At 67.4% G+C, this 13,379-nt stretch carries 14 protein-coding genes; 6 read left to right on the top strand and 8 right to left on the bottom strand.

Annotated elements, in window-relative coordinates; translation table 11 throughout:
- Positions 1 to 288: 288 nt before the first annotated feature.
- From BLR24_RS23495 to gtdA, 7 genes are all read right to left on the bottom strand, one after another.
- Positions 289 to 1,167 (bottom strand): acyl-CoA thioesterase, encoded by an 879-nt coding sequence (locus BLR24_RS23495; protein WP_093021451.1) that lies wholly within the window; start codon positions 1,165 to 1,167, stop codon positions 289 to 291.
- Positions 1,168 to 1,269: 102 nt separating this feature from the next.
- Positions 1,270 to 2,631, bottom strand: a complete 1,362-nt coding sequence (locus BLR24_RS23490) for an FAD-dependent oxidoreductase (protein WP_093021448.1) — start codon at positions 2,629 to 2,631, stop codon at positions 1,270 to 1,272.
- Positions 2,631 to 3,608, bottom strand: coding sequence for a Bug family tripartite tricarboxylate transporter substrate binding protein (locus BLR24_RS23485; RefSeq protein WP_055800661.1), 978 nt, complete (start codon positions 3,606 to 3,608; stop codon positions 2,631 to 2,633). Before BLR24_RS23485 ends, BLR24_RS23490 begins: the two co-directional genes overlap by 1 nt.
- A 55-nt stretch (positions 3,609 to 3,663) precedes the next feature.
- Positions 3,664 to 4,647 carry a Bug family tripartite tricarboxylate transporter substrate binding protein gene (locus BLR24_RS23480; protein WP_055800658.1) on the bottom strand — a complete coding sequence of 328 codons (984 nt, stop codon included), beginning with the start codon at positions 4,645 to 4,647 and terminating at the stop codon, positions 3,664 to 3,666.
- A gap of 60 nt (positions 4,648 to 4,707) precedes the next feature.
- On the bottom strand, positions 4,708 to 5,961 hold the full coding sequence (locus tag BLR24_RS23475; RefSeq protein WP_093021445.1) for a 3-hydroxybenzoate 6-monooxygenase: 1,254 nt from the start codon (positions 5,959 to 5,961) through the stop codon (positions 4,708 to 4,710).
- 25 nt (positions 5,962 to 5,986) lie between these two features.
- On the bottom strand, positions 5,987 to 6,691 hold the full coding sequence (locus BLR24_RS23470) for a fumarylacetoacetate hydrolase family protein (RefSeq protein WP_093021553.1): 705 nt from the start codon (positions 6,689 to 6,691) through the stop codon (positions 5,987 to 5,989).
- A gap of 70 nt (positions 6,692 to 6,761) precedes the next feature.
- A complete protein-coding gene (gene gtdA, locus BLR24_RS23465) occupies positions 6,762 to 7,847 on the bottom strand; it encodes a gentisate 1,2-dioxygenase (protein ID WP_093021441.1) in 1,086 nt (361 codons plus the stop codon).
- 136 nt (positions 7,848 to 7,983) lie between these two features.
- On the opposite strand from gtdA, the gene BLR24_RS23460 reads away from it, so the two are divergent.
- The 6 genes from BLR24_RS23460 (at position 7,984) to BLR24_RS23435 (ending at position 12,055) form a co-directional block, all read left to right on the top strand.
- The gene (locus BLR24_RS23460) at positions 7,984 to 8,880 is read left to right on the top strand and encodes a LysR family transcriptional regulator (RefSeq protein WP_093021438.1); all 897 of its coding nucleotides are present in this window, start codon (positions 7,984 to 7,986) and stop codon (positions 8,878 to 8,880) included.
- Between the two features lie 95 nt (positions 8,881 to 8,975).
- Complete coding sequence (locus tag BLR24_RS23455; protein WP_093021435.1) at positions 8,976 to 9,422, top strand: acyl-CoA thioesterase; 447 nt, start codon at positions 8,976 to 8,978, stop codon at positions 9,420 to 9,422.
- A 101-nt stretch (positions 9,423 to 9,523) separates the two neighbouring features.
- Positions 9,524 to 10,030, top strand: a complete 507-nt coding sequence (locus BLR24_RS23450; RefSeq protein ID WP_093021432.1) for a phasin family protein — start codon at positions 9,524 to 9,526, stop codon at positions 10,028 to 10,030.
- Between the two features lie 124 nt (positions 10,031 to 10,154).
- Positions 10,155 to 10,865, top strand: coding sequence for a TetR/AcrR family transcriptional regulator (locus BLR24_RS23445; protein ID WP_093021429.1), 711 nt, complete (start codon positions 10,155 to 10,157; stop codon positions 10,863 to 10,865).
- Between the two features lie 3 nt (positions 10,866 to 10,868).
- Positions 10,869 to 11,705 carry a tetratricopeptide repeat protein gene (locus BLR24_RS23440; RefSeq protein WP_175543335.1) on the top strand — a complete coding sequence of 279 codons (837 nt, stop codon included), beginning with the start codon at positions 10,869 to 10,871 and terminating at the stop codon, positions 11,703 to 11,705.
- 92 nt (positions 11,706 to 11,797) lie between these two features.
- Positions 11,798 to 12,055, top strand: a complete 258-nt coding sequence (locus BLR24_RS23435; RefSeq protein ID WP_093021426.1) for an acyl-CoA-binding protein — start codon at positions 11,798 to 11,800, stop codon at positions 12,053 to 12,055.
- 17 nt (positions 12,056 to 12,072) lie between these two features.
- Here BLR24_RS23435 and BLR24_RS23430 read toward each other — a convergent pair whose 3' ends face one another.
- Positions 12,073 to 13,320 (bottom strand): CaiB/BaiF CoA transferase family protein, encoded by a 1,248-nt coding sequence (locus BLR24_RS23430; RefSeq protein WP_093021423.1) that lies wholly within the window; start codon positions 13,318 to 13,320, stop codon positions 12,073 to 12,075.
- Between the last annotated feature and the right edge of the window lie 59 nt (positions 13,321 to 13,379).

Here is a 13,379-nt window from a genome sequence, read left to right as displayed (position 1 = left end):
GTGTGCACAGGACACCGGGTACTCCCCTCCGCGAATGTCCCGCGGCCTGCGGCCTCCTCCTTTATTTCGCTGCGGGGAGTACCCGGCGCCCTGTGCCCACTGGACGCTGCCGTTGTTCCGCTCGATCAACCGACACGCTGATCAACGATCCCGTCGATGGGGTGCCTTGCGCAGCGAAATAAAGGAGGAGGCCGCAGGCCGGGGGACATTCGCGGAGAAAGGTACCCCGTCGGCGGGAGCGCCGCCCTGAACAGGAGCACTCCAATGGCAACCCCATCAAACAGCTTCTCAGCGCTTGACCCGCAGCATTCCCTCTTGCGCCGTAGAAGCCACCAGCCGCCCGTCACGCGCAAAGAGGCTGCCACGGCACAGGCCGCGCGCGCCACCGGCACTTGGCGAGTCGAGCACGTAGAGCAGCCATTCGTCCATGCGGAAATCGCGGTGGAACCACATGGCGTGGTCGAGGCTCGCGGGGCGCACCTGGCCGCTCATGAAGCTCAGGCCGTGCGGCAGCATCGCGGCGCGCAGCAGGCCGTGGTCTGAGGCGTAGGCCAGCAGCGCACGGTGCACGACCGGATCGTCGGGCAGTGGTGCAATCGCGCGCATCCAGATGGCGCTTTCGGACGGGCGCACCTCTGGCGTCAGCAGGTCGTCGGCCTCGACGCGGCGGTATTCGATGCCGTGCGGCTCCAGACCCTTGACGCGCCAGCGCTCGGGCAGGCGGTCGCCGAGCGCGATGCGCTGGTCGATTTCGCTCACGAGCCCCTCGGGACCGTCCACCGTGGGCATGGCGGACTGGTGTTCAACGCCGTCATCCACTGTCTGGAATGAGGCCGACATCTCGAAGATGATTCGCTCCTGCTGGCGCGCCACCACGTGCCGCGTGGTGAAGCTGCGGCCGTCGCGCACGCGGTCCACGCTGTATTCGATCGGCGCATGCTCACCCGGTAGCAGGAAGTAGGCATGCATCGAATGCACCGGCCGGTCGGCGCCGACTGTGAGGCTCGCGGCCGCGAGCGACTGGCCAAGCACCTGGCCGCCGAACACGGCTGGCGTGCCGATGTCTTCGCTCTGGGCCAGGAACTTGTCGCCCCCGAGCGGCTCGAGCTGCATGAGCGCGACGAGTTCGTCGACAAGGCGGGCGGCGGTGGCGGGATCGGTGGTCATCGGAAATGGCGGTCGGGTGTCAGCAAAAAGATTCAACCCTCAACCATAGCAAAGCCCAGGCCCGCGCACTGTCGCGGGACGGTCAGCTGCCCCCTGTGGAAATCAACGGTCGATATCTGCGCCGTCGGCAATCAGCTTCTTCTGAAGCGCATGCACATCGACGTCCGCAAACCTGGAGCTGCCGCCCAGCGAAGCCGCCGCCGTACCCGCCGCCTGCCCCATGACAAAGCAGCCGCCGCTCGCGCGCGCGGCCGACTGGCCTTCGTGCGTCATGGCGGCGCAGCGGCCGGCCACCAGCAGGTTGGCGACCTGGCGCGGCACCAGCATGCGCCAGGGCAACTGGTTGTAGGTGCGGTTGTCGTCGCGCGGAAAGGCCCATTCGATGCGGCCGTCGGCATGCATTTCCATCGGCCAGGCGTTGATGCCGATGCTGTCGTCGAAGCTGGCCGACGACAGGATGTCTTCGCCCGTGAGCGCATACAGGCCTTCGATGCGGCGCGTTTCGCGGATTCCGACCTGCGGCGCGATTTCCACGATGGCCGACTCGGCGAAGCCCGGCACCTCGGCCTTCATGAACTTGAAGTATTCGGCAATCTGGCGTCGGCCTTCGAGCTCGCCTTCGGTAAGCTCGCGCGCATCGATGCCGTTCATCGCGCGGCCCGCGGCATTGCGGATCTGCGTGACGTTGGCGCGCCATTCGCGCGGATCGATGTTGGGCCGCAGGATCGCGCCTTCGCGCGGAAACTTGTAGGCGCCGGGTTTTTGCGCCTGCACCCGCTCCATCAGGTCGTTGATGGCCTTGAACTCGCCGACGGCCGCGAGCGCCGCGGGCGCATCGACCTGGCCGACTCGGAACATGGTGGTCGGGAACAGGCCGCTGCCATGGCCGTCTCCCACTTCGAAAGGCACGCCTGCAAAGGCCGCCACGTCGGCGTCGCCGCTGGCATCGACGAAGGCATTGGCGCGAATTGCCTGCCGGCCCGACTTGGTCTCGACCACCAGCGCCGCGATGCGATCGCCGTCGCGAATCACCGCGGCCGCCCAGGCGTGGAACAGCAGGTGCACGCCGGCATCGAGCAGCAATTGGTCGGCCGCGATCTTGTAGGCCGAGGTGTCGTAGGAGCGCACGCGAATGCGGCCCTGCATGCCGTCCTGCGGCTTGTTGAGGCCGCCCAGCGCGTCGATGCGCGCCAGCAGGTCGTCGGTCACGCCGCGCACCAGCTGCCTCATCTGGCCGTCGCGCTTGCCGTACAGGCCCGCGAAGTTGGTCACGCCGCCGGCAGTGCCCATGCCGCCGAGAAAGCCGTAGCGCTCGACCAGCAGCGTGCTGGCGCCGTGGCGCGCGGCGCTGACGGCGGCGGCAATCCCCGCGGGCCCGCCGCCGACCACCACCACGTCGTATTCACCGAACACCGACAGCTCGCGCGCCGGCTCGGTCAGGGTCTTGTGCTGGGCGGCTGTCATCACTGGATCTTGATGCCGCGGGCCGAGATGATCTTGGTCATGATCGCCGCCTCTTCCTTGACGCGAAGGCGCATGCCGTCGGGCGAGGTGCCCACCGCCTGCCAGCCCTGCTCGAACAGCTTCTGGCGCACTTCGGGCTGCTTCATGATCACTTCGAGTTCGCGGCTGATGCGCGCCTGCGCCGTCTTGGAGAGGTTGGCGGGCCCGAGCAGCGCCACCCACACTTCGAGCGAGAAGTCGCGCACGCCGGCGTCGGCCAGCGGTGGCAGCTCGGGCACCAGCGCGCTGCGGCCGCCCGTGAGGCCAATCGCCTTGAGCTTGCCGGCGCGCACCTGCGGCATGGCCACGCCCGGAGGGATGAGGGCCATCTGCACCTGGTCGCCCAGCATCGCGGTCACGACCTGCGGGTTGCCCTGGTAGGGCACGTGCTCGGGGCTGAAGCCGTTCACGCGGCTCTTGAGCAGCTCCATGCCCAGATGCCCGACGGAGCCCACGCCCACCGAGCCGTAGTTCCACTTGTCGCCGCCCTTGCGCGCCGCATCGAAGAAGGCGGTGCCTGAAGGCAGGTTGTTCTGCGCCACCAGCACGAGCGGTGCCGTGGCAATCAGCGACAGATAAGTGAAATCTTTCGCCGGGTCGTAGGGCAGCCGTGGGTACAGCATCTTCGACGAAGTGAGGTTGCCATTGATCACGATGCCCAGCGTGTGGTCGTCGGTGGCCTTGGCCACCATGTCGGCCGAGATGTTGCCCGAGGCGCCGGGCTTGTTGTCCACCACGACCGGCTGGCCGAGCGCCTTGGCCAGCGGCTCGGCAATGGTGCGGGCGGCGATGTCGGGCGTCGAGCCGCCCGGAAAACCCACGAGCAGGCGGATGGGCTTGGTCGGCCAGGCGTTGTTCTGCGCCTGGGCCGCCAGCGGCAGCGCGGCGGCGGCTGCCAGGCCGCAGGCGATCAGGAGGGCTCTCTTGGATGCGTGCATGGAAGAAGGTGAAAAAGAAGACTGTTAAAAAACGTAATGGTACTGATCGCAGCCGCTATTCGAGGCTGATGTTGCCCCGGCGCACCAGTTCGCCATAGACCTTGGACTTGGCCTCGGCGTTGCGCTCGATCTCCTCGGGCGACCAGGCCAGCGGCTCAAATGCGAAGGTGTCGAAGCGGGCGCGGATTTCGGGGTCGGCAATGACCTTGGCCACGTCGGCGTTGATCTTGGCCTTGACCGCCGCCGGCACGCCCTTGGGCGCAAGCAGCGAGACGAAGGAGTTCACCTCGAGCGAGGCCGGCCCGCCCGCTTCGGCCATGGTTGGCACGTCGGGGAGCTGCGGAATGCGCTTGGGTGCGGCGATGGCCAGGTACCGCAGCTTGCCGGCCTTGTAGATGCCCTGGCTCGAAGGAATGCTGGCAAAGCTCCATGGCACGTCGCCGGTGCCCACGTTCGAGAACAGCTGCGACACCTCGCGGTACGGCGCATGCCGCATGCGGATGCCCGTGAGCGCCTCCAGTTGCTGTGCGCCCAAGTGGCCCGGGCTGCCCACGCCCCACGAGCCGTAGACGATGGCTTCGGGGTTGGCCTTGGCGTCGGCGATCAGGTCGCTCATGTTCTTGTACTTCGACTCGCTGGACACGGCCACGAAGAAAGGCGTGCGAAACAGCGAGGCCACGGGGTCGAAGTGCTGCAGCGTCACGAAGTTGCGCGACTTGTACAGGTGCGGCAGCGCGGCAATGTGCTCGCTGTCCAGCTGCAGCAGCGTGTAGCCGTCGGGTGCTGCGCGGCGCGCCTGGTCGATGGCGATGAAGCCGCCGCCGCCGGGCTTGTTGTCGATCACCACACGCTGGTTCCACAGGCGCGAGAGCTTGTCGGACACCATCCGCAGCACCGCGTCTGGCCCGCTGCCGGCTGCGAAAGGCGTGACCAGCGTCACGGGCTTGCTCGGGAAGTCGCTGGCCTGCGCCAGGGCGCCGGTGCTGGCCGACAAGGCGATGAGCCCGGTCCACAGTGCGCGTGAAATTTTGTTGTTCATGGTCCTTTGTCTCCTGGGCCTGTGGCCTCGAATGGTGATGGTGGAAGAAATCCGTTCGATTCAGTGCGCCGAAATCACCGCGGCCGAGCAGCCCGGTCGCGCATCGTCCAGGCAATGCTCGGGCCGCCAGGCATAGAGCCATTCGACCGCATCGTAGAACCGTTCGGGCGTGCGGCCCACCCAGAGGCTGTTGCGCACAAGACGTTCCACGCCCTTGGCGTGATAGAGCCGGCCCATCTCGCGCACCGACAGCACCACGCGGGCGGTGCGCGGAATGCGCGCGGCCTCATAGAGCTTGAAGGCGGCGGGCATGTCGAAATCGCAGGCCTGCACCGCAGCGCCCAGCGTCACCGCGTCTTCGAGCGCCATGCAAGCACCCTGCGCGAGGTATTGCATCATCGGATGCGCCGCGTCGCCGAGCAGCGTGGCGGGGCCTTCGCTCCAGCGCTCCACCGGATCGCGGTCCGCCGTGCTCCAGCGGCGCCACGACGTGGGTCGGTCGAGCAATTGGCGCGGGCGCGCATGCACCCCATCGAAGTACGAGAGCACTTCTTCCTTGCTGCCTTCGGACACGCCCCACTTTTCCTTGTCGCGGCTGTGGAAGGTGACGACCAGGTTGTACAGCTCGCCATGGCGCAGCGGATAGTGCACCAGGTGGCAGTTGGGGCCGGCCCAGACCACGGGCGCGTTCCAGCGCAGGTCGGCGGGCATGTCGGCCACCGGCACCACGGCGCGGTACACCACGTGGCCCGAGACGCGTGCCTCGTCGCCGACGAGCCTGGCGCGAACGACCGATTTCACGCCGTCGCAACCCACGATGGCGTCGGCCTCGAAGCGGCGGCCGTCGCGCGTGGTGGCGACCACGCCTTGCGCCTTGCCCGTGCCGATATCGATGGACTCGACCTGGGCCGACGTATGAAAGCGAATCAGCGGATGCTGCTTCACCGCCTCGTGGATGGCGCCGTGCAGGTCGGCGCGGTGGCTCACCGCATACGGATTCTTGAAGCGCGCGCGAAATGCCTCGCCCACAGGCACGGAGGCCACTTCGCCGCAATCGACCGCGTCCATCATCACGAGCCTGTCGGTAAACACCGAACTCTGGCGCACCGCCTCGCCCACGCCCAGTGCGTCGAGCGCGGCGAAGGCATTGGGGCCGAGCTGCAGGCCGGCGCCGATCTCGCCGATGGTGGCGCTCTGCTCCAGCAGGTCGATGGAAACGCCGAGGCGCGCGAGCGCCAGCGCGGCCGCCATGCCGCCGATGCCGCCGCCGACGAGCAGAACGGTGGGGGGATTCTTCGGGGGAGATGTGCTCATGGTGGGGCCTCTTCGCAATGCTCGATCAGTCGATTCGCACGGTAAGCGAGGGGAGCTTGTCGATGCTCACCTTGAGGGTCTGGCCGGGCTTCACCGCGCCCACGCCTTCGGGCGTGCCCGTGAAGATCAGGTCGCCGGGCTGCAGCGTGAAGAGCGTCGAGAGATTGGCAATCACCTCGTTGACGGACCAGATCAGGTGCGTGATGTCGCTGCTCTGGCGCACCTGGCCGTCGACCTCGAGCGTGATGGCACCGGCATTGATCTCGCCCACGTCGGCGAGCGTGCGTAGCGGCGCAATGGGCGCCGAGAAGTCGAAGGCCTTGCCGATCTCCCACGGGCGGCCCTGCTCGCGCATCTTGATCTGCAGGTCGCGGCGCGTCATGTCCAGGCCCACGGCATAGCCATGGATGTGGCTGGCCGCCCGCTCCACCGCAATGTCCTTGCCGCCCTTGCCGATCGCGACCACCAGCTCGGCTTCGAAGTGGTAGCTGCTCGTGAGCGGCGGGTACGGAATGGCGCCGGTTTCACCTTCGGCCACGGGCACCACGGAGGCGTCGTCGTTGGGCTTGCAGAAGAAGAACGGCGGCTCGCGGTCGGGGTCGAAGCCCATCTCGCGCGCATGCGCCGCGTAGTTGCGGCCCACGCAGTAGACCCGGCGCACCGGGAACAAGTCGCTCGAACCGGCAATGGGCAGGCCGACGATGGAAGGAGGCGTGAAGACGAAGGACATGAAGGCTCCTGCCGCGCGCGGCGGCACAGGGTCAATGCAAAGCAAGAAAAGAAAAAAGTCCGGCCGGCTCTCAGGCCTCGTCGAGGAAGGCTTCGCGCAGGATGCCCATCGCCTGTTGCACCGGACGGTCGGAGAAGCTGAAAAGCACCACGTCTTCGCCGGTCGCCGACAGGCGAAGCGGCGCCCACGAAGGCACGACGAAGGTGTCGCGCGGCCCGAACTCGAAGCGCTGGCCCGCGATGTCGGCGCTGCCCCGGCCTTCGACCACGCTGTAGACCGTGCCGTCGGTGGCGCGGTGCGTCTTGCCCGCAAAGCCCTTGGGCAGCAGTTGCAGCTGGGTGCCGATGGTGGGCATCGGCGCGCCGCCGGTCAGCGGATTGATGTAGCGCAGCTTGTGGCCCAGCCAGGCATCGGGCGCTTCCTGCTTCTGCAGTAGGGCCAGCGCCTCGCGGCTGCGGGCGTAGGGGTAGTTGAAGATCGGCGAGGTGGACGACACGTGGTCATGGCGCACCGGCACCATGTTGTGGCCGAAGCGCGCCAGGCTGTTGCCCTCGGGGCGCGCCACGTGCTGCACCTTGGCGTCGTCGTTCTCGGCAAAGCCGGCATCGAAGAAGCGCAGCATCGGAATGTCGAGCCCGTCGAGCCAGACCACCGGCTCCGCCGTGCCGCCGACGCCCTCGTTGCCGTGGTCGTGCCAGGCCCACGACGGCGTGATGATGAAGTCGCCCGGGTACATGGTGGTGCGCTCGCCGCCCACCGTGGTGTAGCCCCCCTTGCCGTCGACGATGAAGCGCAAAGCCGACTGCACGTGGCGGTGCGAGGGCGCCACCTCGCCCGGCATGATGAGCTGCAGGCCGGCGTAGAGCGACTGCGTGATCGACGAGTTGCCGGGCAGCGCGGGGTTCTCGAGCACCAGCACGCGGCGCACGGCTTCCTCGGCGTTGATGAGGTCCGCCGACTCCATCAGCAGCGGGCGGATCTCGTCATAGCGCCAGAGCGCCGGCACGCAGGGCGTGCTGGGCTCGCGCGGCACCAGCGCATGCAGCGACTCCCACAGCGGCGTGAGGTGGAGCGGACGGATGCGCTCGTAGTAGCCGCGGCGCTCCGCGGCGTTGGCGGGCGCGGTGGCGGCAAGTTTCTTGGCAGTGGGATTCATGGCGGTTCCGGCCTTCGCGTGGCCGTTGTCTCCGGAAAACGGCGATCTTCCACCGGTACTACTATTGGCGCAATGGAGGCAGGGCGATAGCCTTGATCTTATTTTTTGATAGTAGTGACGGCAAGGAGTTGTTTTCATGGCCCAGCTCGATCTCGAATGGCTGCGGGTGCTCGACGAGGTCTACAAGACGGCCAACGTGTCGAGCGCGGCCGAGCGGCTCGGCATTGCGCAGTCGGCGGCCAGCACCGCACTGGCCCGGTTGCGCGCGCATTTCGGCGACAAACTGTTCGTGCGCACCTCGCGCGGCATGGAGCCGACGCCCTATGCACGGCAGATCCAGCCGCTGGTGCAGGAGATCCTCGACCGGCTGAACCGGGCCAAGGGCGGGCGCGCCAGCTTCGACCCCGCCACCGCGGCACGCAGCTTTCGCATCTGCATGACCGACATCAGCGAAGTGGTGCTGCTGCCGGGGCTGCTCGGCCATTTGCGGCATGCGGCGCCGGGGGTGCGCATCGAGACCGAGATCATTTCCACCGAAAGCGCGCGCCGGCTGGAGGACGGCTCGGTCGACCTGGCCGTCGGCTTCATGCCGCAACTGGACGCGGGCTTCTACCAGCAGACGCTCTTCATGCAGGACTTCGTCTGCCTGGCGGCACGCAACCATCCGCGCATCGGCGAGCGGCTCACGCGCAAGCGCTTCGAGGCCGAGGCACACGCCGTGGTGGCGTCATCGGGCACGGGCCATGCCATCGTCGACAAGACCATCGCCCGGCTGGGAGTCAAGCGCAACGTGGTGACCAGTCTTTCGAGCTTCCTGAGCGTGGCGCGCATCGTGGCGCACACCGAACTCATCGTGATCGTGCCCAGCATCCTCGGCAAGGTGCTGGCCACGCAGGAACCGGTGAAGCTGCTGGAGCCGCCCTTCGAGCTGCCGGCCTACGCCGTCAAGCAGCACTGGCACGAGCGCTTCCATGCCGACGCCGGCAACGCCTGGCTCCGGCTCACGCTGGCGGAACTGTTCGGCGGCGGCTGAACGTGCGTGCCATGGCGACCGGCGGCGAACCGGCCAGGGGCCGGCCGCTCGCATAATTGGGGTTCCCACCCATCAGCCCACGAAAAAGGCGGCGCATGTCTTCCATCACCCTTCGTTTTCTGGCCGAGCCGAGCACCGTCAACTTCGGCGGAAAGGTCCATGGCGGCACCGTCATGAAATGGATCGACGAAGCCGGCTACGCCTGCGCCACCAGCTGGGCCAAGCGTTATTGCGTGACGGCCTTCATCGGCAGCATCCGCTTTCACCACCCGATCATGATCGGCGACCTGGTCGAGGTCGAGGCCCGGCTGGCCTACACCGGCACCACCAGCATGAACATCTCGGTCGAGGTGCGCAGCGGCGACATGAAGGGCGGCACCATGGACAAGACCACCGAATGCCTGATCGTCTTCGTCTCGGTCGATTCGCACGGCCGGCCGCTTCCGGTGCAGCCCTTCGTGCCCGGCACACCGGGTGAAATGGCGCTGGCCGAACGGGCCAAGACCCACCTGGAAGCCAGCCGCGCTGCTGGAAAAGCCTAGCGGCTTGCAGCCCCGATTGGCTCGATTGGTAGACATGAAGCTCTAACGGGGAGGGCGCCGAGCGGCTAAAGTAGCCCGATAGTTTTCATAGGAACATTCGCATGGCTACCCAGGACGACGATCACGGCAACAAGGGCTCCGACCGCATCAAGGATTCCGCGCAACAGATCTGGCTGGCGGGGCTGGGCGCCTTTGCCAAGATGCAGCAGGAAGGCAGCAAGGCTTTCGAGGCGCTGGTGAAAGACGGCGCCGGCATGCAGAAGAAAACCCAGGCAGCCGCCGAAGAAACACTGGCCCAGGCGCAAACGCGCATGGCCGGCTTTGCGAGCGAGTTCGGCACCAAGGCGGCAGGTCAGTGGGGCAAGCTCGAGAACATCTTCGAAGAGCGCGTGGCGCGCGCCCTCGAGAAACTCGGCCTGCCTTCGGCCGCCGACCATGCCGCGCTGCTGGCGCGCGTGGCAGCCCTCGAGGCCGAGCTGCAGCGCATGCAAGGCAAGAGCACCACCGCTCCCACGCGCACCGCGAGCCGCAAGACGGCTGGCCGCAGCGCGGCACCCGCGGCGGCGGCCACCAAGAAGACCGTTCGGCGCAGCGGCAAGGCTGGCTGACCGCCGCCTCGAGCTTCCTTTTTGCGGCGGCGCACAACTGCGGCGCCGCAAAAACATGGCCCTCCCGGTTTGTGGTGCGGTGCACATACGCTAGAGTGTCCTCAAAAGACAAACGGGGACTGACATGGCCAAGAAGGCGCCACGCCGCACAGCGCAACGCATTCTCGAAGCCGCACTCGAGCTGTTCAACCGCTTCGGCGAGCCGAACGTCTCCACCACGCTGGTGGCGGGCGAGCTCAACATCAGTCCCGGCAATCTCTACTACCACTACCCCGCCAAGGAAGAGCTGATCAACAAGCTCTACGAAGGCTATGAGGCCGAACTCAACGAGCTCCTGCATGCCAGCGAAGGCGTGCACGATGTGGAAGACGCCTGGTTCTTCATGCACAGCCTGTTCGAGCTAATCTGGCGCTATCGCTTTCTCTATCGCGACCTGAACGACCTGCTGAGCAAGAACCGGCATCTCGAAACCCAGTTCCAGCTCGTGCTCAAGAACAAGGCACGCGCCATCCGCGTGCTCATCGCGGGGTTGAGCCGGGCCGGGCACCTGGAGATCGACGCGCACGAAGTCGACACGCTCGCCCAGAGCATGGTGGTGGTGCTGACCTACTGGCTCAGCTACGAATACGTGCGCAACCCGCGCGAGGCACTGGAACCCGCCCATGCCCAGGGGGCGCTGATGCGCGGCGGCCGGCACGCGCTTCAGTTGCTCGCACCCTACCTCGGCCCTGAACAGCGGCGGCATTTGCTGACACTGAGCCACGCCTACAGCGGCGATGATGCGGACAGCGCGCCGCCTCCGGCCGCGCCAGTCGATTTGGCAGCCCAGTCCTAGACCATGCCCCATCCAGACTTCAAGCCGCTCTCGCTGATGTCCGCCAGCCCGGTTGGCACGACAGCGGACCCCTGGACGCCGCTGCCCTATGCCGACGTGCCGCGCTACGACGCGCGGAGCCTGCTTGTGCATTGGCCCCGCCTGCACGCCGGCCACCCCTTGCCGCCGCCGGCCGAGGGACACCCGCTGGCCGAAGGCTGGTTGCTGTACCACAACGGGGAGTTCCAGCGCGCCGCCGCGCTCGGCCTGCTGCACGGCGCAGAAGGCCTGGTGCTGGCCAACCAGGCCACCGCCATCTATGCCAACTACCTGGAGCCGCGCGAATCGGTCCGGCTTTCGATGTTCCGCCAGGTCATCGAGCGCGCCGCCGCGCAGGTTGCATCAGAGCCCGGCAACTGTCACGCGCTCTACTGGCAGGCCTATGCGCTCGGCCGCTACAGCCAGGGAATCAGCGTGGCGCGCGCGCTGGCGCAGGGCCTCGGCAGCAAGCTCAAGGGCGCCTTGGAACAGGTGATTGAACTGCAGCCGGACCATGCCGACGCGCACATCGCCCTGGCCGCCTTCCATGCCGAGGTGATCGACAAGGTGGGTGCGCTGGTCGGCCGCATGACGTACGGCGTGCGCGCCGAGATGTCGGTCGAGCTGTTCGAGCGCGGGCTCGAGCTGCATCCCCACTCGCCCAGCGCGCTGATGGAATACGGCCGCGCGCTGCTCATGCTGCACGGCGACGCGCGCCTGCGCGAGGCCACGCAGTTGTACGAAAAAGCCGCGGCACTGCTGCCCGTGGACGCGAAGGAACGGCTCGACGTGGAGCTGGCGCGGGCGGGGTTGTCGGACTGAGCACCGCCCCCTCGATGGGCGCCGCCGGTACTGCCGGGTACCGCGCACTTTAAGATGCGGCCATTCGCTTTTTCACTTTCTTTTTCACCGCCATGTCCGACCTCAACGCCCAATTCGAAGCCGCCCAGGGCAATTCCAAGCTCCTGGCAGAGCGTCCCGACAACCCGACGCTGCTCAAGATCTACGGCCTTTTCAAGCAGGCCACCGAAGGCGACAACACCGCCAAGAAGCCCAGCTTCAGCGACATCGTCGCGCGCGCCAAGTGGGACGCCTGGACCGCACAAAAAGGCCTCGGCGCCGACGAAGCCAAGCAGAAATACATCGACCTGATCGAATCTCTTCGGAGCTGACCCTCCCATCCTGTCACTCAGCCGACGATGCCGCGCGCATGCAGCGCGGCGATCTGCTCGGCGCTGAGGCCGATCTCTTTCAAGACGGCATCGGTGTCCGCGCCCAGCGCGGGCGCGTTGTGCCGGTGGCTGGCCGGCGTGAGCGACAGCTTGGGCACGAAGCCGGGCACCGCCAGCGCGCTGCCGTCGGACATGCGCACCTGCTGCAGCATGCCCCGCGCGGCGTAGTGCGGATCGGCCGCAATGTCGGCGATGGTGTAGATGCGGCCGGCCGGCACCTGGGCTGCGTCGAGCGCAGCCAGCACCTCGTCCACCGTGCGCTCCGCGGTCCAGTCGCCGATGGCGGCATCGAGCATTTCCACCTGCGCCACCCTGCCCGCGTTGCCGGCCAGCGCAGGATCGGCCGCGAGGTCGGGCCGGCCGATGCAAGCCATGAGCCGGCGAAAAATGCTGTCGCCATTGCCCGCCACGATGGCGTAGCCGCCGTCCGCGCAGCGGTAGGCATTGGTCGGCGCGATGCCGGGCAGCGCGCTGCCGGCCGCCTCGCGCACCACGCCAAACGCGCTGTGCTCCGGTAGCAGGCTTTCCATGCAATTGAAGACGGCCTCGTAGAGCGCCACGTCCACGACTTGCCCGCGGCCTTTCGGATATTCGGCGCTCACCGTGGCATGGCGGTGCTGCATTGCCATCAGCACGCCGATCACGCCATGCAGCGACGCCAGCGTGTCGCCGATGGACACGCCCACGCGCACCGGCACGCGGCCGGGCTCGCCCGTGAGGTGGCGCAGTCCGCCCATGGCCTCGGCGACCACGCCGAAGCCTGGACGGTCGCGGTAGGGACCGGTCTGGCCGTAGCCGCTGATGCGCAGCATCACGAGCGCGGGGTTGGCGGCCAGCAGTTCGTCAGGACCGAGGCCCCAGCCTTCCATTGCGCCAGGGCGGAAGTTCTCGATCAGCACGTCGGCCTCGGCGGCCAGCTGCCGCACGATGGCCTGCGCTTCGGGCTGGCGCAGGTCGAGCGCGAGCGAACGCTTGTTGCGCGACTGCACCTGCCACCAGACCGAGGTGCCGTCCTTCAGCAGCCGCCATGTGCGCAGCGGATCGCCGGCGCCGGGCGGCTCGATCTTGATCACCTCGGCGCCGAAGTCGGCCAGCGTCCGCGCGGCAAAGGGCCCGGCAATCAGTTGCCCGAGTTCGATCACCTTGAGTCCGGCCAGCGGACCCCCGGCGGTTGGCGCAAAAGGGAAAGAAGAGGTGTTCGTCATGGCGCCAGAGTGTGCCGTGCCGCCACCGGCCTTCGGTCTCTTCGTGAACTCTGGCGCTT

The sequence above is a fragment of the Variovorax sp. OV700 genome (assembly GCF_900099805.1).
Lineage (GTDB): Bacteria > Pseudomonadota > Gammaproteobacteria > Burkholderiales > Burkholderiaceae_C > Variovorax.
This window is presented reverse-complemented; position numbering and strand designations above follow the sequence as displayed.